Here is an 18513-nt window from a genome sequence, read left to right as displayed (position 1 = left end):
AAAGAATGCGAATTATTATTGTTTGCGTTAATTGAATCAAGCGAAGAAGTCACGAGGTGACTACCATTTTGGGTAGTAGCGCTGGGGAATTGCCAGGTGGCGGCTGAAGCCCTGGCTGGCCTACAAAAACAGCCGGATATAGCATCTGGCTCACAGGCCGGGCAAGCCTGCGCCGCCCGGCAATGTCGCCGTTTATTGCGTTTTGGTGGTGGGAGCGGCAGCCGCTGGCGCTGGCCGCGTTTTCGGCACGTCGTCGCACGGTTTCTCTTTCGGACAGATCAGATCGAGCATCTTCAGCGTCACGCCGTTACTCCAGCCAAAACCGTCCTGGAGCGGATATTCCCCACCGCCGCCTCCGGTGCCGGTGGAGGTGATGTCATACTTCTCGACCAGCTTCTGCTGGCTGTCGTAGGTGTGCTGCACGTTGGTGAGAAAACGCCAGCTCACTTCCATTGCCAGCGTCTCTTTGCCGTAATTCTGCAGGCCTTCGGTTGCCACCCATTGCAGCGGCGCCCAGCCGTTCGGCGCGTCCCACTGCTGGCCGCTGTTGACCGTGGTGGTGGTGATACCGCCAGGTTTCAGCAGGCGTGATTCTGTTACGGCAGCGACTTTCGCCGCGCGGTCATTAGACGCCGCATGCACGTAAAGCGGAAACAGCGCCGCGGCGGTCAGTTGATTACGCGTCTTTTTGGTTTTCAGATCGTAATCGGCGTACCAGCCCTCTTTGTCGTTCCACAAATATTTCTCTATCGCTTTCTGGCGCTCGTTTGCCAGCGTTTCATAGCGGGTGGCTTTGGTATCGTCCCCCGCAGCTTTGCTGGCGGTAGCGATGATTTTTTCCATCCGGAACATCAGCGAGTTGAGATCGACGGGCACAATGCTGGTGGTGCGAATGGAGCTGAGTTTTTGCGGGTCGTCCATCCAGCGCGAACTGAAATCCCAGCCGGAGGCGGCAGCAGAGCGCAGATCGCGGTAAATCTCGGTGGCCGGACGATTCGGATTGCTTTTGGCGGTGTTGACGTCATCCAGCCAGGATTCCGGGCGCGGCGTGTCCTTATCGTCCCAGTAGCGGTTCAGCAGGACGCCATCCTCCAGCTTCACCACGCGCTTATTCGCCGAACCGTTTTGCAGCGCGTCTGCACCGTCCATCCAGTAAGCGTGCTCTTTTTCCATCTGTGGCAAATACGTTTTCAGTGCGTCGCTGTCGTGTGTGGCAAGCAGTTCCACCATCAGCGAGAAGAACGGCGGCTGTGAGCGGCTCAGGTAGTAGCTGCGGTTGCCGTTGGGAATGTGGCCCCAGGTGTCGATTTCATAGCCGAAGTTAGCGACCATATCCTCGATTTTGTCCCAGTGGCCGCTCTCCGCCAGCCCCAGCATGGTGAAATAGCTGTCCCAGTAATAGACTTCGCGAAAGCGCCCGCCGGGCACCACATAGGGCTTCGGCAACGGCAGCAGGGAATCCCATTTTTCGGCGCTGCCGGTGGTACGCGTCAGCACGGGCCAAAGTCCGTCGATATGGTCGCGCAGGCTTTGATCCTTCGGCGGCACGTACTTGTCTTTTTCCTCGGGGAGAGTGAAGTTGACCTCAACAAAGTGGCGCAGGTCAAAGCTGCTCTGGGCGCGCTGCATCCTGTAATCGGCCAGGATCATCAGCGGATCGCTTTTGGGCACGGCGTCGGCAAAGGTTTTTTGATCGGGAAACAGCTTCGCGCTCTGCACATCGTTAAATAACGGGCCTAATAAAACATCCGGGGATTGAGGTTGCGCCTCATCGGCCTGCGCATAAGCCAGGCCCAGCGAAAACAGCGCCCCCCCAAGTGCCAGCCGCAGGGCGAGGTAGAGGGTATCTGGGCGGCGCAAAGCGGGTTTATTCATTGTCGGTTCTCCTTTTTAATAGCGCACATTCCGCTGCCTGTAACCATAGACGAAACTCATTTACGTCGCGTGTCGGGGATAACACTTTTCGCTTTTTCGACTAATTTCCTATACCGCTGAAACGTGGGGGATAAAACAAAAAATGCCCTCAAATCATCCGCCAGAATCTCCGGGATCGCTTTTGCAAAACCCGCGTCTGTACTCCCCGTTCAGGAATATTCAGCGCGTCATCTTCATCTGTTTATCGTTTTTCTGTCATTAAAGCGTCACGCGCAGCGCTGTTAATAACCCACGGCGAAAACCAGCAACGTGGAACTCTTATGAACAACGCTCGCGCCCTTTTTTCCCTGAACGATTACCCGCTCCAGCCGCAGCCGCTCCCGGCAAATCTGCGTAAAGTGCTGAGCGTGAAAAATCTCTGCAAATCCTATAACGCTCAGCAGACGGTGCTGAACGACATCAGTTTCGACCTGCATGCCGGAGAAATGGTGGGCATTGTCGGGCGAAGCGGGGCGGGGAAATCCACGCTGCTGCACGTGCTGAACGGCACGCATACCGCCACCGAAGGTGAAATCTTAAGCTACCCGGAAGTGGGCATGCCGCGTGATGTTTCCCATCTCAGCGGACGCGCCCTGAACCAGTGGCGCAGCGAATGCGGGATGATTTTCCAGGATTTTTGCCTGGTGCCGCGCCTCGACGTGCTGACCAACGTGCTGCTTGGCCGCCTGAGCCAGACTTCCACCCTCAAATCCCTGTTTAAGGTCTTCTCAGACGACGACCGCGCCCGGGCAATTGCCCTGCTCGAATGGATGAACATGCTGCCGCACGCGCTTCAGCGGGCGGAAAACCTCTCCGGAGGGCAGATGCAGCGCGTGGCGATTTGTCGGGCGCTGATCCAGAACCCTTCTGTGCTACTGGCCGATGAACCCGTTGCTTCACTCGATCCCAAAAACACTCAGCGCATCATGAACGTGCTGCGTGAGGTCAGCGAGCAGGGCATCAGCGTGATGGTCAACCTGCACTCGATTGAACTGGTTAAAACTTACTGCACCCGCGTAATTGGCATTGCGCAGGGGAAAATCGTCTTTGACGGCCATCCGGACGATCTGAACCCGGATGTGCTGCAACAGCTTTATGGCGATGACATCAGCCAGATCCACTGAAACATACCTTCTCTTAAGACAACACGGGCAATGATAATGACTAAGCACATGAAGCGCACATTAACACTTTCCGCGATGATGGCTGGGCTGCTGGTGGCCGGGCATGCCGCGGCAGAACAGCCGAAAGAGCTCAATCTGGGCATCCTCGGCGGGCAGAACGCCACGCAGCAAATTGGCGATAACCAGTGCGTGAAGGACTTTCTCGACAAGGAGCTGAACGTCGACACCAAACTGCGCAACTCCTCTGACTATTCCGGCGTCATTCAGGGCCTGCTCGGCGGCAAAGTCGACGTGGTGCTGAGCATGTCGCCGTCGTCCTACGCTTCGGTGTACATCAATAACCCGAAAGCCGTGGATATCGTTGGCATTGCGGTGGATGACAAAGATCAGTCCCGCGGCTATCACTCGGTGGTGATAGTCAAAGCCGACAGCCCGTATAAAACCATTGATGACCTGAAAGGCAAGTCCTTCGGCATGGCCGACCCTGATTCCACCTCTGGCTTCCTGATCCCGAATCAGGCGTTCAAGAAAAAATTCGGCGGCACGCCGGATGACAAATACAACAACTTCTTCTCAAGCGTTACCTTCTCAGGCGGCCACGAGCAGGACATTCTCGGCGTGCTGAATGGCCAGTTCGCAGGCGCAGTGACCTGGGCGTCGATGGTCGGTGATTACAACGACGGCTATACGGCTGGTGCGTTCAACCGCCTGATCCGCATGGATCACCCGGACCTGATGAAGAACATCCGGATTATCTGGCAGTCGCCGCTGATCCCGAATGGCCCGATTCTGGTGAGCAACAGCCTGCCGGCGGACTTCAAGGCCAAAGTGGTGGATGCAGTGAAGAAGCTGGATAAGGAAGATCACGCCTGCTTCATCAAGGCGATGGGCGGCACCCAGCATATCGGCCCGTCGACGGTGGCGGACTTCCAGCAGATTATCGACATGAAGCGCGAACTGGTTAACGCTCGTTAATCAGGCCATTTCACCTCCCTCGCGCGGTTGGCGGGGGAGCGTTCATCCCGCGAGTGAACATGCAGAATACTGAATTCGAACGTTATTACCACCAGATAAAGGCCCGCCAGACGCGCGATACCTTCACCTGGTCGGCCCTGCTGCTGGTTCTCTGGTTTGCTGCCGGGCAGGCCGCCGAGTTTAATCTCCTCACCATCTGGCACTCACTGCCGAACTTCTTCGATTACATGCTGGAAACGGTGCCGACGCTGCACGGCGGCCTGCTTTTCGCCGATTCGCACACCAAAGGATCGCTGGCGTACTGGGGCTATCGTTTACCCATTCAGCTGCCGCTGATTTGGGAAACGCTGCAGCTGGCGCTGGCGGCAACGCTGGTGGCGGTGGCCATTGCGACAATCCTTGCATTCCTTGCGGCGCGAAACGCCTGGGCACCGCTCGGCGTGCGAATGGCTATCCGCGCGCTGGTGGCGTTTTTGCGTACCATGCCGGAGCTGGCGTGGGCGGTGATTTTCGTTATGGCGTTTGGCATTGGTGCAATACCGGGCTTTCTGGCGCTAATGCTGCACACCGTTGGCAGCCTGACCAAGCTCTTTTACGAGGCTATCGAAAGCGCGCAGAACAAGCCGGTTCGTGGGCTTACGGCCTGCGGAGCCACGCCCGTTCAGCGGATGCGATTCGCGCTCTGGCCGCAGGTGAAGCCCATTTTTCTCTCCTACGGCTTTATGCGGCTTGAAATAAATTTCCGCTCATCAACCATTCTTGGGTTAGTGGGGGCGGGCGGCATCGGCCAGGAGTTGATGACCAACATTAAACTCGACAGATACGACCAGGTGAGCATGACGCTGCTGCTGATTGTGATCGTCGTTTCGCTGCTCGATATGCTCTCTGGCCGCCTGCGCCAGCGGGTGCTGGAGGGGAACAAATGAAACAGTGGCAAGCGGTGACGGATACCGCGCAATACCGGGAAATGCATGCGGCGCTGTTTCGCGTGCAGGGGCGCTATCTGCGCCATATCGGCCTGCTCGCGCTTGCGGCCTTGCTCTATTACGTCTGGTTCTTCATCCAGTTCGGCATCAGCTACGAGCAGCTCACCAGCGGCATGGCGCAGCTCGGGCGCTATTTCTTTCGCATGTTCGTCTGGCATGATTTCCTTAACTGGCCGTTTGGCTACTACTTCCGCCAGATTGGCATCACGCTGGCTATCGTCTTTTCCGGCACCCTCACTGCGACGGTCATTGCGCTGCTGCTTTCGTTTCTTGCGGCCCGCAACATCATGCGCGGCCCGGTAACGCGGTTTGTGGCGATGTTTGTGCGCCGCCTGTTCGACCTGCTGCGCGGAATCGACATGGCGATTTGGGGGCTGATATTCGTGCGCGCCGTGGGGCTTGGCCCGCTGGCGGGCGTGCTGGCGATTATCATGCAGGACACCGGTTTGCTCGGGCGCTTATATGCTGAAGGGCATGAAGCGGTGGAGCGTGCGCCGGGTCGTGGCCTGACGGCGGTTGGCGCTAACGGTCTGCAAAAGCACCGTTTCGGTATTTTCACCCAGTCCTTCCCGACGTTCCTGGCGCTAAGCCTCTATCAGCTGGAATCCAATACCCGTTCGGCGGCGGTGCTGGGCTTCGTAGGCGCGGGCGGTATCGGGCTGATTTATGCTGAAAATATGCGCCTGTGGAACTGGGATGTGGTGATGTTCATTACCCTGCTGCTGGTGGCAGTGGTGATGACGATGGATGCGCTGTCGTCGTGGTTTCGCCGTCGCTACATTACCGGGGCGACGGTGCCGTTGTATAAAGCAGGGGAGTAATCATCGGGCGGGTGGGCGCGAAAAAACTCGCCTCGGGACGGGGCGGGCAATGGTATGATTGCGGCCTGAACGTCAGCCGCTGGCTGATACCGATGCATTTACCGGAATACTGACCGTGACCTCTTTTGCTGAACTTAACGCGCTGCCTGATGAACAACTGAATAACCTCACCGAGCTGGGCTATCTCACCATGACCCCGGTGCAGGCGGCGGCGTTACCGGCCATTCTTGCGGGGAAAGACGTCCGCGCGCAGGCAAAAACCGGCAGCGGCAAAACCGCCGCGTTTGGCCTTGGCCTGCTGCAACACATCGACGCCAGCCAGTTTATTACCCAGTCGTTGATCCTCTGCCCGACGCGCGAGCTGGCCGACCAGGTGGCGAAAGAGCTGCGCCGTCTGGCGCGCTACATGGCTAACATTAAAGTGTTGACCCTGTGCGGTGGCCTGCCGTTCAGCGTGCAGCGCGATTCGTTAATTCATGCGCCGCATATCATTGTGGCAACGCCCGGCCGTCTGCTCGATCACCTGAAAAAAGAGACCGTCAGCCTCGACGCGTTGCAGACGCTGGTGCTGGACGAAGCCGATCGCATGCTGGATATGGGGTTTGCCGATGCCATTGATGAAGTACTGAGCCACGCCCCGGCGAAGCGCCAGACGCTACTGTTCTCGGCCACCTGGCCGAAGGCGATTGCGGCGATCAGCACCCGTTTTCAGCGCGAGCCGGTGACGGTGGAAATCGATACCGTCGACGAACTTCCTGCGGTGGAGCAGCAGTTCTACGAAGTGTCGCGCAACGGCAAAATCCGCCTGTTGCAGCAGCTGCTGAGCAAGCACCAGCCCGCATCCTGCGTGGTGTTCTGCAATACCAAAAAAGATTGTCAGGCCGTCTGCGATGCGCTGACTGAAAGCAATCAGAGCGTGCTGGCCCTGCACGGCGATATGGAGCAGCGCGATCGCGACCAGACGCTGGTGCGTTTTGCGAACGGCAGCAGCCGCGTGCTGGTGGCAACCGACGTCGCGGCGCGCGGTCTGGACATTAAAGCGCTGGAGATGGTCATCAACTTCGAGCTGGCGTGGGATCCGGAAGTGCACGTGCACCGTATCGGGCGTACCGCGCGCGCCGGGCAGAGTGGCCTTGCCATCAGTTTCTGCTCGCCGGAAGAGGGCCAGCGCGCCGCTGTCCTTGAAGAGATGCTGAATATGAAGGTGGAATGGCAGCAGCCGCCTGCGGGCATCACCGTTGCGCCGCTGGAAGCCACAATGGCGACGCTGTGCATCGACGGCGGTAAAAAAGCCAAAATGCGTCCGGGCGATATTCTGGGGGCGTTAACCGGTGATATGGGCTTAGACGGGGCCGACATCGGCAAAATCGACATTCACCCGATTCACGCGTTTGTCGCGGTGAAACAAAGCGTAGCCCGCCATGCCTGGAAGCAGCTCCAGCAGGGCAAAATCAAAGGCAAGTCGGTGAAGGTGCGTCTGTTTAAGTAATCCTTTCCGCCCGTTTGCATGGGCATTGCCCGGTGGCGGCTGCGCCTGACCGGGCCTACGGGGTTTGCCGTTTGTAGGCCGGATAAGCGTAGCGCCACCCGGCCAACTTCCCCCTAACGCATCATCGGCAGATTAAGCTCATGCTTTTTCGCGCACTCAATGGCCTGCTCGTATCCGGCATCGGCATGGCGCATCACGCCCGTTGCCGGGTCGTTCCACAGTACGCGCGCCAGGCGCTTGTCGGCTTCCGGTGTGCCATCACAGACAATCACCACCCCGGCGTGCTGTGAGAAGCCCATGCCAACGCCGCCGCCGTGATGCAGGCTGACCCAGGTTGCGCCGCCAGCGGTGTTGAGCAGGGCATTCAGCAGCGGCCAGTCGGATACGGCATCAGACCCGTCGCGCATCGATTCTGTTTCGCGGTTGGGTGAGGCGACGGAGCCGCAGTCGAGGTGATCGCGGCCAATCACAATTGGCGCTTTCAGCTCGCCGTTGCGCACCATTTCGTTAAACGCCAGCCCGGCCAGATGGCGTTCGCCGAGGCCAAGCCAGCAGATACGCGCCGGTAAGCCCTGGAAGGCGATGCGCTCCTGCGCCATATCCAGCCAGCGGTGCAGGTGGGCGTTATCCGGGAACAGCTCCTTCAGTTTGGCGTCGGTTTTACGAATATCTTCTTCATCGCCGGAAAGCGCCACCCAGCGGAACGGGCCTTTGCCCTCGCAGAACAGCGGGCGAATGTAGGCGGGCACAAAGCCCGGGAAATCGAAGGCATTTTTCACGCCTTCCTCAAGCGCCACCTGGCGAATGTTGTTGCCGTAATCGACGGTTGGCACGCCCATATGATGGAAATCGAGCATCGCCTGAACGTGTACCGCCATCGAGGCGCGGGCGGCTTTTTCCACGGCCTTCGGCTGCGTTTCCCGCTCATCAAGCCAGCGCGTCACGCTCCAGCCTGCCGGTAAATAACCGTTAATCGGGTCATGGGCAGAGGTCTGATCGGTGACGATGTCCGGACGCATACCGCCTGCCTGCGCACGCTTCACCAGCTCCGGCAGGATTTCTGCGGCGTTGCCGAGCAGGCCGACGGAAATGGCTTTCTTCTTCGCCGTCGCATCAGCAATCAACGCCAGGGCCTGATCGAGATTCGTTGCTTTGTAGTCGACGTAGCGGGTCCGAATGCGGAAGTCGATACGCGACTCCTGGCACTCAATTGCCAGCACCGATGCGCCCGCCAGAACGCCCGCCAGCGGCTGCGCGCCGCCCATGCCGCCCAGTCCGGCGGTGAGGATCCATTTACCGCTCAGATCGCCGTTATAGTGCTGACGTCCCGCCTCGGCGAAGGTTTCGTAGGTGCCCTGTACGATGCCTTGTGCGCCGATGTATATCCAGGAGCCCGCGGTCATCTGGCCGTACATCATCAGCCCGGCTTTATCGAGTTCGTGGAAGTGATCCCAGTTGGCCCAGTGCGGCACGATATTGGCGTTCGCCAGCAGCACGCGCGGGGCGTCGGCGTGGGTGCGGAATACCGCGACCGGCTTACCGGACTGAACCACCAGCGTCTCTTCAGGGTGCAGAGCTTCGAGCGAACGCAGGATCTGCTCGAAGCATTCCCAGTTGCGTGCGGCCTTGCCAATCCCGCCGTACACCACCAGATCTTCCGGGCGTTCGGCCACGTCCGGATCGAGGTTGTTCTGAATCATGCGGTAAGCGGCTTCAATCAGCCAGTTGGCGCAGTGCAGTTTGTCGCCGTGAGGGGCGCGAACCGTACGGGAGAGAGCAGTAGTCTGAGGCGTGGTCATGGCAGTCCTTCCTGAGTCAGTGTCGGTGATCGGTAAACGCCGGAGCGTTTGTTATGAATATGTAACAATAAAAGCGATGATGTATAGGCTTGTCTATACAACTTGATGTATATTGCAAACGGGATCACATTCGGCCTTATAAATATCTGGAAAGACAAAGGGTTATAAGATGCTGATCTCAGCCAGTAACAGCAGTGCATCGTCGGAACACGGCAAAACGATGCCTGGACAGTCGCCCTGCCATGCGATGCCGCTTCGTGTATGGCACTGTTTTCCGGCGAGTTCCCATGTTCCCTGAAGCACAAACGCCACACCTTCCTGAGCGGGGGGATGCGCCGAGCTGACAACCTGAACGGAGGCAGAGGCCCGGCCGCGCCGGGTCATGATGTTGAAATCCAGCCCCGCGCCCGCGATCCCTTCCGACCTTAACGGCCACTCTCCGGCAAACGCCCACGGCTGCCAGCGCTCAAGCTGATGATTGATCTCATTACCGCGTAGCCACAGCGGCCCGCCTTCCAGCAGCATGATGACCCGATCCACACCCTCGAACAACGAAAAAGGACCGTCCGCGTTCAAAGTTGCCAGGCTTGCCCGCCAGAGAAACGGCGCATCGGGAGAGGGGACTTTGATGATTTCGCGGGTTTCTCCGCCGCCATTCTTCCAGCGACTCACCGGCAGCGTGTCAAAACTGAAGGGGAAAATCATGAGGCTAACTCCCTGGTTTTCTGCGCATTAAGCTGTTTTAATGCCACATTTGATATTCATTTTGATTACAAATTATTTACAACATGGCTCACAAATCCATCATTCGGCGAGTGTGATGAAAAGTCAATGGTTGTATATACATGTTCTGTCATCTGTTGCACGCCGTGCCGCACAGCATCAAACACGCTAATGAAATCAGGAGAATCATCATGAAGCAGCGCACCACATTTCGCGGGATCTGTCTGACCACTCTGCTTTCAGGGCTATTGCTGAGCGCCACAGCCGTACAGGCGAAGGAGTGGAGCTCGATAACCATCGCCACCGAAGGCGGGTATGAGCCGTGGAACCTGACGCTGCCGGGCGGCAAGCTGAGCGGTTTTGAGCCAGAGCTGATGGAAAATCTCTGCAAGCGAATGGGCATCCAGTGCAAGCTGGTGGTACAGAACTGGGATGGCATGATTGCCGGGCTGAATGCGGGCAAATATGACGTGATCATGGATGCGATTGTGATCACGCCTGAGCGTAAAAAGGTAGTCAGCTTCACCGTGCCTTACGCCAGTACGCCTGCTTCGTTTATCACCGTGAAGGGCAACCTGCTGCCGCCTGCGCCAGCCATCAAGCTGCACGATGACGAAAAAGAGATTCAGGCAGCTATTGCGCCACTGAAGGCTGCGCTGAAGGGCAAAACCATCGGTATCGCCTCCGGAACGGTCTACACGCCGTTTATCGACAAGTACTTCAAAGACGTGGCGGACATTCGCGAATACAACAGCTCTGCCGATGCGATTCTGGATTTGCAGTCCGAACGCATTGATGCGGTCTTTGACGACATCACCTTCGCCAACTCCACGCTCGCCCGTCCGGAAAACAGCAATCTGACCTTCAGCGGCCCGCAGCTGGCGGGGCCCATCTGGGGTGAAGGCGAAGCGATGGGCCTGCGCCCGGCGGACGCTGATCTGAAAGCGAAACTGGATGCTGCGATCAAGGCTGCGCTTGCCGACGGCACGGTGAAAAAGCTGAGCGAAAAATGGTTTAAAGCCGACGTCACGCCATAAGCGAGGTTTCTCATGCTGAATCTGTTAGGTCTGGGCGACGACGGCTGGGGAAGACTCATCCTCAGCGCTACGCTGACCACGCTGTTGCTCTCCCTTGCCGCGCTGCTGGTGGGTGCGGTAGTGGGGGGAGTGATTGCCTCCGCCAAACTGTCATCGCACACGTCGGCCCGCTGGCTTGGCGCGGCCTATTCGGTGGTATTTCGCGGTATTCCTGAGCTGCTGATTATCTATCTGTTCTATTTCGGCGGATCCGGGCTGGTGTCGCTGATTGGCCAGATGTTTGGCGCCGACGGCTTTATCGAAGTGCCGCCGTTTCTGATTGGTGCGCTGGCTATTGGCCTGATTTCGGCCTCTTACCAGGCAGAAGTGTACCGTGCAGCGCGCCTTGCGTTGTCTCCTGGCGAAGTGGAGGCGGCGCAGGCCATTGGCATGCCACGCTGGCGCATTCTCCAGCGTGTGATGCTGCCGCAGATTTTCCGCTACGCATTACCGGGGCTGTCGAACGTCTGGCAGATGAGCCTGAAGGACTCCGCGCTGGTATCGGTGACCGGTATCGTCGAGCTGATGCGCGCGAGCCAGATTGCGGCAGGATCGACCCGCGACTACTTCCTGTTCTATCTGATTGGCGGCGGCTGCTATTTGCTGCTGACCCTGCTGTCGAACCGGGCGTTTATGAAAGCGGAAACCCGGCTGAACCGTGCCTGGCAGCGCCGCACCGTGGCCCAGGCTTAAGGAGCGCATATGGCTATCGATCTGGCTTTTCTCAGCGACACCTTCCTGAAACTGAGCGCCGCGCTGCCGGTGACGCTCGGGCTGTTTATCTGCTCCTTTCTGCTGGGCGGCCTGCTGGCGCTGGGCATTCTGGCGATGCGGATGAGCTCATGGCGTGCGCTGAGCGGCTTTGCCCGCGGCTACATTCTGGTGTTTCGCGGCTCGCCGCTGATGATTCAGCTGTTTCTGGTTTATTACGGCCTTGGGCAGTTTGGCGTGATCCGCCACAGCTTTATGTGGCCGCTGCTGCGCGAACCCTTTATTTGTGCAGTGCTGGCGCTTTCGCTCTGTACGGCGGCGTACACCGCTGAGATTCTGCGCGGTGGCCTGCTGGCGATCCCCGTCGGGCAAATTGAGGCCGGGCGTGCCTGCGGCATGTCACGCTGGCTGCTGCTACGACGGATTATCGCTCCGGTGATGCTGCGCTATGCGCTTCCGGCGTACTCTACCGAAGCGATTCTGCTGGTGAAGTCGACGGCGCTGGCGAGCCTCGTCACCGTCTGGGACGTTACCGGCGTCGCGCAGCAGATTATTCAGCGCACCTACCGCACCATGGAGGTGTTTCTCTGCGCTGCGGCCATCTACCTGATCCTCAACTTTATTATCGTTCAGCTCTATACGTGGCTTGAGCGCCGCCTTACGCCGCATACCCGCCAGAGTTCGCGCACCCTCGCGCTGAAGCCTGCGACCAAAGGAGAATAACATGCAAGATTTGCGTCCCGTCACCCTGTCGGTCAGCGGTATTCAGAAGTCCTTTGACCAGTTGGAGGTGCTGAAAGGCATCTCGATTGAGGCCCGCAAGGGCGATGTGATCTCCATTCTCGGGGCCAGCGGTTCGGGGAAAAGTACGCTACTGCGCTGCATTAACCTGCTCGAAACGCCGGACGCGGGCGTGGTGAGCGTGGGCGGCGAAACCATCGAAATGAAGCAGCATGCGCGCGGGCACCGGCTGGCGGCAAATCCAAAGCAGATTGAGCACCTGCGTTCGCGCCTCGGCATGGTCTTCCAGAGCTTCAACCTCTGGTCACACATGACGGTATTGCAGAACGTGATTGAAGGGCCGCACTACGTCCTTAAACGTAACAAGCGTGAATGCATTGAGCAGGCGGAACAGCTGCTCGATCGCGTTGGCCTGCTGAACCGCAAAGATTATTACCCTGCGCAGCTCTCCGGCGGGCAGCAGCAGCGCGTAGCGATCGCCCGTGCGCTGGCGATGGATCCGGAAGTGATGCTGTTTGATGAACCAACGTCGGCGTTGGATCCGGAACTGGTGGGCGAAGTGCTTAAGGTGATGCGCAGCCTGGCAGAAGAGGGCCGCACGATGCTGGTCGTAACCCATGAACTGGGCTTCGCCCGTCACGTTTCTAACCGCGTGGTGTTCATGCATCAGGGCAATATCGACTGTGAAGGTTCGCCGGATGAGCTGTTTGGCGAGCAGGGCTCGCCGCGCTTCCGCCAGTTTATCTCCAGCCACTATCAGAAGGAACAGTCGCTGTGAACGCAACGGTAGAGTGGGGCGATAGGCCGTTACGCTGGCAGGATGTGGCGAGCGTGGCGCGGGGTAAAGCGACTTTAACGCTGAGCAACCGTGCCCGGGAGCGCATTGCGCAGGGCCGCAGAATTGTCGATTTGATTGTCTCTTCAGGCCACGTGGCCTATGGCGTCAACACCGGACTGGGCGCACTGTGCAATATCAGCCTGCCGGAAGACCAGCTTGGACAGCTTTCCCGCAATACGCTGCTGAGCCATGCCTGCGGCGTGGGCGAACTGCTCGATGAGGCGCAGACCCGCGCCATTATGTGCGCCGCGGTGGCGAACTACAGCCACGGCAAATCGGGGATTTCGCTGGCTATCGTCGACCAGCTGCTGGCGTTCCTCAATCAGCAGATCACCCCGCAGGTGCCCTCGCAGGGTTCTGTCGGCTACCTGTCGCACATGGCGCATATCGGCCTCGCGCTGATGGGCGTGGGCGAGGTGCTTTGGCGTGGAGAAAAAATCCCGGCGCAACGGGCGCTGGCAGAAGCCGGGCTGAAGCCGATTAATCCTGGCGCAAAAGAGGGGTTAAGCCTGGTCAACGGTACGCCGTGCATGACCGGCATGGCCTGTCTGGCGCTGGATGACGCGCAGCGTCTGCTGGACTGGGCTGACGTTACCGGTGCGATGAGTTTTGAAGCCCTGCGCGGGCAGCTTGTGGCCTTCGATGAAGAGATCCTCGCGCTGAAGGCAAGCCCTGGCATTCAGCACAGCGGCGCAAGGTTACGTCATCTGCTCGCCGACAGCCCACTGCTGGCGGAAAGCGTCGGCGTACGTACTCAGGATGCGCTCAGCCTGCGCTCCATGCCTCAGGTGCATGGCGCCTGCCGCGATCAGTTTGACCATGCCCGCGTACAGGTTGAAACCGAGCTTAATGCCTGTACCGATAATCCTCTGGTTCTCGGCACGCCGGAAAACTGGCGAGTGGTGTCACAGGCGAACCCACATGGTGAATCGGTGGCGATGGCCTGCGATCTGCTGGCGATTGCGATGGCGGAGATCGGCAGTATGGCCGAACGTCGTCTGGATCGGCTGGTAAACCCGCTGGTGAGCGGCCTGCCGGCGTTTCTGGTGGCGAAGCCCGGCGTGAACTCAGGAATGATGATTGCCCAGTACGTGGCAGCTTCGCTGTGCGGTGAAAATAAGCAGCTGGCGCAGCCTGCGGTGCTGGACAACTTCGTGACGTCGGGCCTGCAGGAAGATCACCTGAGCCTCGGCACCGGCAGCGCGCTGAAGCTGCAACGCCTGCTGGCGAATCTGTATCACATTCTCGGCATCGAATACCTGCTGGCGGCCCAGGCGCTGGATTTCCACGGTGAACACAAGCTGGCACCTGGCACGCGTAAGAGCCTGGCGCTGCTGCGTGAAACCGTGGCTACCTGGCAGGACGACCGCTGGCTGGCGCCGGAAATCGGCAAGGCCGTCTCCACTCTCAAACACCATCAACCGGGATTTTAGCGAGGCATCTATGTCTTCATTCACACCGACCTCAACGACGGACGAACGGGCAGGCAGCAGTAAAGGGCGCATCACCGAGACTCGTTCTATTGATTACATCCCGGACAGTGAGCGGCACGGCCACGTCTTCAGCCAGTTCACGCTCTGGTTTGGCGGCAATTTGCAGATAACGGCCATCGTTACCGGCGCGCTGGCGGTGGTGCTCGGCGGCGACGTGGTGTGGTCACTGATTGGCCTGCTGGTTGGGCAAATTCTCGGCGCGGCGGTGATGTCGCTGCACGCGTTGCAGGGGCCGCGTCTGGGCCTGCCGCAGATGATCATCAGTCGCGCGCAGTTTGGCGTGTTTGGTGCGGTTATCCCCCTGGCGCTGGTCTGCGTGATGTACGTGGGCTTTTCTGCCAGCGGTACGGTGCTGGCGGGGCAGGCGATGGCAAGGCTGCTGTCGGTCAGCAACGAATCCGGGATGATTATATTCAGCGCGATCATTATCGTCATTGCCGTGCTGGGCTATAAGGTCATCCACAAGCTTGGCAAAGTGGCAAGTATCGTCGGCGTGCTGGCGTTCGCCTGGCTGTTTGCGTCGCTGTTGATGGCGGCAGATTTCACGTCTCTGGCACAGAACAACCACTTTACGCTGCCGAACTTCCTGCTGGCGGTGTCGCTGTCGTCATCGTGGCAAATCGCTTTCTGTCCTTATGTGTCCGATTACTCCCGCTATCTGCCGCGCAACGTTTCTGGCAAAAAAACGTTCTTTGCCGTGTTCAGCGGCACGGTGCTAGGTACTCAGGCGTCGATGACGCTTGGGGTGATCGCTGCCGCGATTGCAGGAAGCGCATTCCCGGGGCACGAAGTGAGCTATATCGTCGGGCTTGGCAAAAACGAGACTATGGCGATGGTTATCTATTTCGCCATCTGCTTTGGCAAAATTACCTTCACAACGCTCAACGCCTACGGCAGCTTTATGTCGCTCACGACCATCGTCTCGGGCTTCCGTCAGCAGGTGACGCTCAGTCAGACTTACCGCGTGATTTTTGTGGTGCTGATGGTCGCGATTTCCTGCGTGATTGCGCTGCTGAGCGAACCGGCATTCCTGAAAAACTTCACCCATTTCCTGCTGTTCCTGCTGGCCTTCTTCGTGCCATGGAGCGCCATCAGCCTGTGTGATTATTATCTGATTTCCCGCCAGGCGATGGATATTCCGGCGCTGTTCGATCCGAAAGGCCGCTACGGTTACTGGAACACAGTGGGCATTGGCGTTTACATTACGGGCGTGCTGATTCAGTTGCCGTTTATCGAAAACCCATTGTTCCACGGGGCGCTGACCTGGCTGTTTGCGGGAAATGACGTGTCGTGGATTATTGGCTGGTTTGGCACGGCGGGGCTGTATCTCGCGCTTAACCGTTTCGATGGTCGGGTGCTGCCGACGGCGACGGTATTCCCTTGATGGATTGCCCGGCGGCGTTGCGCTTGCCGGGCCTACATGAATCCTGCTGAACTTATGGCTGCGGATCCAGCAGCCACGTTCCCGGCTTATCGACGGTTATCGTGGCGCTGCGGGACTGTTCGCCGTTGCGAAGCGTTATCTCATACTGACCCGGCGTCAGCTGTACGGTAGCGTAGCCGTTAACCGGCGTCGGCAATTTCTGCGCTTTGCCGTTGACCTCCAGCTCATCCCCTTCGTTCACGCGGAGATAGACGCGGGTAAGAGCAGATGCTGCGGCTGCCGGTTTTGTTGCGGACGTCACCGTTGCCGTTTTGCCTGATGTTGACGCGCTTTGCGCTACCGGCGTCGAGGTGCTTCGACCGAACAGCAGCGCACCCGCAATCAGACCAACCAGTACGCCAGCTGCGGTTTGCAGCGCGATACGATGCGCTTTCCACCACGGCTGGGCGGCGGGCTCTTCGGGTTCATTCTGTTCGACCGGTATCAGCATCGATCCCGTCTGATGGACAGGCTGCGACATCCCGGTGTCGTTCAGGACAATTCCGGCGAGGCGGGTGAATGCTTCGATGCTCTGCGGTCTTTCTTCAGGCCGAAGCGCCAGCGTGCGATCGATGGCCTGCAACAGCTCAGGCGAATACCCTTCCGGCTGGCTTTCCGTCAGCGGTATGCAGTTGTCCTGAATGCTTCGTGTGACGCTGGTGGGCGGTCGTGCGCCGGTAATAAGCGTGTAAAGAATCGCGCCGAGCGAGTAGATATCGGTCCATGGGCCTGGCGGATTGTCGGCATCGTCAGAATATTGCTCCAGCGGCGTGAAGCCCGGATGGAGCAGCGTCTTGTTCACCTCACCGTTTTCACCCGTCTGGCGCAGCGCGCCAAACTCCAGCAGCAGCGGCAGGCCGTTATCCTGAATCTGGATACTGTTCAGCGACAGGCGACAGTGAATAAACCCTTTGTCATGCAGCGCGGCGAGCGCACCGCAAAGCATCGGAAGCATCCGGCGGATCCAGGCTTCGTTGATGCGTTCAGGATAGTGCTGCAACAGGTCCGACAGGGTCATGCCACTGTAAACGGGCGTGGCCGCATAGGCGGTTTCGTTATACGTCCAGAAGCGCAGAATCTGCACTACGTTCGGGTGATTAAGCCGCGCCAGCTGTCGTGCCTCATGAATAAAACCGTCGAGCCCGGCGAGGAAAGCAGATTGATCCTGCTTGCTGCGCGGCACCAGGCGCTGGCTTTCGCTGCGAACCGTCAGCGTGCGCGGCAGAAATTCGCGAATGGCAACCTGACGTTCCAGCTGATGATCCTGCGCCCGGTAGACGATGTTGTCATTGCCGGCGTCGAGGACATCCTGAATCTCAAACTCTTCAAAACGGTAACCCAGTGGCAGAGCATCAGGGGGCCGCTGGGTGAAATCGTTGTCTGTCATGCTTTGGATCTCAGCTTGTTAAATGACAACATTAATTCTGGGTCCGCCACGCGCCGACTGCCGGATCGCGCAGTTGGGTTTGCAACGAATCGATAAGCAGCAGGTTCATTGGCGCATTCGGCGTAATCCAGCTGGCCCAGGCTTTGCGCACCTGATTGAGCTGGGTTTGCAGACTCGCTTCATCCATTGCCATTTCGCGCGGTACCTTCACGGCTATGGTTCCGCTGGCTGCCCAGGCGTTCAGGGCGGGCTTATAGGGCAGGATCATCCAGCTTTGCGGCGCCTGTTCGTTGCTGACGACCATACGTTCATTGTTGAGGGTGGTGATAAGCAGGCTGTCGGCGTTGACGCCGTCACGCAGGCCGCTCACCGGGAAGCCATGGACGAAGGTCATTGGCAGGCGCTGTTCGCCGTTGCGCCCCCGCTGGATAATTTCGCTGCGCCCGCTCAGCCAGCCGCCTTTTTCACATTTGCCCTCTGGAATAAAGAGTGCAGATGTGCCCGCGGCGGCAGACCAGAAAGTACGCAGGCGGCAGCCGTCCTGGAGAGTGAATTCCTGCCACGGCGTTCGGTCGGCAGGCACTGATTTGTCGCTGGCTGGCAGGGGGGACGCCACATCATCGGCATTCACCGGGGTGACTTTCACATCCCAGTCGCTTGCGCGGTCGGCGGTGCCAAAGGCGAGGGTGGCACCCTGCGGATCTTCCATTCGCCAGTGAACGCGCGAAAGCGCTGAACACTGGCTTTCCAGCAGGGCACCCAGCCGGGGCATAAACCCGTCGAGGATCGCCGGGTTTTGATCGCCGTTGGCGACGATGCGCAGCGGCAGCTCTTTTGCACACCAGCTCTGCGGCGAATTGCTTTTGATATTATCGATCCAGATATCGAGCTTTTGCGACGGTGACTGGACAAAACGGTAGTTCCCGGCGCAAACGGCCGAAGAGGCCAGCAGTAAGGCCACACCCGAAAGCCAGAGTTTCATAGATTTCCTTCCTGCCTCTTAAAACGGATGA

General features: G+C 58.8%; 16 protein-coding genes. 11 read left to right on the top strand and 5 right to left on the bottom strand.

Annotation, left to right across the window (positions count from 1 at the left end; translation table 11 throughout):
• Positions 1 to 192 precede the first annotated feature (192 nt).
• Positions 193 to 1875: an alpha,alpha-trehalase gene (locus RTU33_RS05640; protein ID WP_312625886.1), complete on the bottom strand. Its 1683-nt coding sequence runs from the start codon at positions 1873 to 1875 to the stop codon at positions 193 to 195.
• A gap of 320 nt (positions 1876 to 2195) precedes the next feature.
• On the opposite strand from RTU33_RS05640, the gene phnC reads away from it, so the two are divergent.
• The 5 genes from phnC (at position 2196) to dbpA (ending at position 7309) form a co-directional block, all read left to right on the top strand.
• The gene (gene phnC, locus RTU33_RS05635; RefSeq protein ID WP_312625885.1) at positions 2196 to 3038 is read left to right on the top strand and encodes a phosphonate ABC transporter ATP-binding protein; all 843 of its coding nucleotides are present in this window, start codon (positions 2196 to 2198) and stop codon (positions 3036 to 3038) included.
• A 48-nt stretch (positions 3039 to 3086) separates the two neighbouring features.
• Positions 3087 to 4013, top strand: coding sequence for a phosphonate ABC transporter substrate-binding protein (phnD, locus tag RTU33_RS05630; RefSeq protein ID WP_409438225.1), 927 nt, complete (start codon positions 3087 to 3089; stop codon positions 4011 to 4013).
• Between the two features lie 59 nt (positions 4014 to 4072).
• Positions 4073 to 4939, top strand: coding sequence for a phosphonate ABC transporter, permease protein PhnE (gene phnE, locus RTU33_RS05625; RefSeq protein ID WP_409438224.1), 867 nt, complete (start codon positions 4073 to 4075; stop codon positions 4937 to 4939).
• Positions 4936 to 5820 carry a phosphonate ABC transporter, permease protein PhnE gene (phnE, locus tag RTU33_RS05620; protein ID WP_312625879.1) on the top strand — a complete coding sequence of 295 codons (885 nt, stop codon included), beginning with the start codon at positions 4936 to 4938 and terminating at the stop codon, positions 5818 to 5820. The genes phnE (RTU33_RS05625) and phnE (RTU33_RS05620) overlap by 4 nt, the downstream gene beginning before the upstream one ends.
• Before the next feature lie 115 nt (positions 5821 to 5935).
• Entirely contained in the window at positions 5936 to 7309 is a 1374-nt protein-coding gene (gene dbpA / locus RTU33_RS05615) for an ATP-dependent RNA helicase DbpA (RefSeq protein WP_312625984.1), read from the top strand.
• Positions 7310 to 7422: 113 nt separating this feature from the next.
• On the opposite strand, the gene hutU is transcribed toward dbpA, so the two are convergent.
• Positions 7423 to 9108, bottom strand: coding sequence for a urocanate hydratase (gene hutU / locus RTU33_RS05610; RefSeq protein ID WP_312625877.1), 1686 nt, complete (start codon positions 9106 to 9108; stop codon positions 7423 to 7425).
• A 162-nt stretch (positions 9109 to 9270) separates the two neighbouring features.
• Complete coding sequence (locus RTU33_RS05605; RefSeq protein ID WP_312625875.1) at positions 9271 to 9813, bottom strand: HutD family protein; 543 nt, start codon at positions 9811 to 9813, stop codon at positions 9271 to 9273.
• A gap of 209 nt (positions 9814 to 10022) precedes the next feature.
• Here RTU33_RS05605 and RTU33_RS05600 point away from each other — a divergent pair, with 209 nt between their 5' ends.
• The 6 genes from RTU33_RS05600 to RTU33_RS05575 all read left to right on the top strand — a co-directional run bounded on the left by RTU33_RS05600 (position 10023) and on the right by RTU33_RS05575 (position 16074).
• Positions 10023 to 10868, top strand: coding sequence for a transporter substrate-binding domain-containing protein (locus RTU33_RS05600; protein ID WP_312625873.1), 846 nt, complete (start codon positions 10023 to 10025; stop codon positions 10866 to 10868).
• A gap of 12 nt (positions 10869 to 10880) precedes the next feature.
• Positions 10881 to 11600, top strand: coding sequence for an ABC transporter permease subunit (locus tag RTU33_RS05595; RefSeq protein WP_312625871.1), 720 nt, complete (start codon positions 10881 to 10883; stop codon positions 11598 to 11600).
• Between the two features lie 9 nt (positions 11601 to 11609).
• Complete coding sequence (locus tag RTU33_RS05590) at positions 11610 to 12341, top strand: ABC transporter permease subunit (RefSeq protein ID WP_312625870.1); 732 nt, start codon at positions 11610 to 11612, stop codon at positions 12339 to 12341.
• Position 12342: 1 nt separating this feature from the next.
• Positions 12343 to 13137, top strand: coding sequence for an ATP-binding cassette domain-containing protein (locus RTU33_RS05585; RefSeq protein WP_312625869.1), 795 nt, complete (start codon positions 12343 to 12345; stop codon positions 13135 to 13137).
• Positions 13134 to 14630, top strand: coding sequence for a histidine ammonia-lyase (gene hutH, locus RTU33_RS05580; protein ID WP_312625867.1), 1497 nt, complete (start codon positions 13134 to 13136; stop codon positions 14628 to 14630). The genes RTU33_RS05585 and hutH overlap by 4 nt, the downstream gene beginning before the upstream one ends.
• A 70-nt stretch (positions 14631 to 14700) precedes the next feature.
• A complete protein-coding gene (locus RTU33_RS05575; protein WP_312625982.1) occupies positions 14701 to 16074 on the top strand; it encodes a cytosine permease in 1374 nt (457 codons plus the stop codon).
• Between the two features lie 52 nt (positions 16075 to 16126).
• Here the strand turns inward: RTU33_RS05575 and RTU33_RS05570 are convergent, their stop codons facing one another.
• Positions 16127 to 17500 (bottom strand): serine/threonine-protein kinase, encoded by a 1374-nt coding sequence (locus RTU33_RS05570; protein WP_312625866.1) that lies wholly within the window; start codon positions 17498 to 17500, stop codon positions 16127 to 16129.
• Between the two features lie 31 nt (positions 17501 to 17531).
• Complete coding sequence (locus RTU33_RS05565; RefSeq protein WP_312625865.1) at positions 17532 to 18482, bottom strand: hypothetical protein; 951 nt, start codon at positions 18480 to 18482, stop codon at positions 17532 to 17534.
• Positions 18483 to 18513: the final 31 nt, after the last annotated feature.

The sequence above is a fragment of the Scandinavium sp. genome (assembly GCF_032012665.1).
GTDB lineage: Bacteria > Pseudomonadota > Gammaproteobacteria > Enterobacterales > Enterobacteriaceae > Scandinavium.
This window is presented reverse-complemented; position numbering and strand designations above follow the sequence as displayed.

Coding starts and splice junctions, on each gene's coding strand:
- RTU33_RS05640 (WP_312625886.1), bottom strand. CDS start 1,875: ATGAATAAACCCGCTTTGCGCCGCCCAGATACCCTCTACCTCGCCCTG.
- phnC (WP_312625885.1), top strand. CDS start 2,196: ATGAACAACGCTCGCGCCCTTTTTTCCCTGAACGATTACCCGCTCCAG.
- phnD (WP_409438225.1), top strand. CDS start 3,087: ATGAAGCGCACATTAACACTTTCCGCGATGATGGCTGGGCTGCTGGTG.
- phnE (WP_409438224.1), top strand. CDS start 4,073: ATGCAGAATACTGAATTCGAACGTTATTACCACCAGATAAAGGCCCGC.
- phnE (WP_312625879.1), top strand. CDS start 4,936: ATGAAACAGTGGCAAGCGGTGACGGATACCGCGCAATACCGGGAAATG.
- hutU (WP_312625877.1), bottom strand. CDS start 9,108: ATGACCACGCCTCAGACTACTGCTCTCTCCCGTACGGTTCGCGCCCCT.
- RTU33_RS05605 (WP_312625875.1), bottom strand. CDS start 9,813: ATGATTTTCCCCTTCAGTTTTGACACGCTGCCGGTGAGTCGCTGGAAG.
- RTU33_RS05600 (WP_312625873.1), top strand. CDS start 10,023: ATGAAGCAGCGCACCACATTTCGCGGGATCTGTCTGACCACTCTGCTT.
- RTU33_RS05595 (WP_312625871.1), top strand. CDS start 10,881: ATGCTGAATCTGTTAGGTCTGGGCGACGACGGCTGGGGAAGACTCATC.
- RTU33_RS05590 (WP_312625870.1), top strand. CDS start 11,610: ATGGCTATCGATCTGGCTTTTCTCAGCGACACCTTCCTGAAACTGAGC.
- RTU33_RS05585 (WP_312625869.1), top strand. CDS start 12,343: ATGCAAGATTTGCGTCCCGTCACCCTGTCGGTCAGCGGTATTCAGAAG.
- RTU33_RS05570 (WP_312625866.1), bottom strand. CDS start 17,500: ATGACAGACAACGATTTCACCCAGCGGCCCCCTGATGCTCTGCCACTG.
- RTU33_RS05565 (WP_312625865.1), bottom strand. CDS start 18,482: ATGAAACTCTGGCTTTCGGGTGTGGCCTTACTGCTGGCCTCTTCGGCC.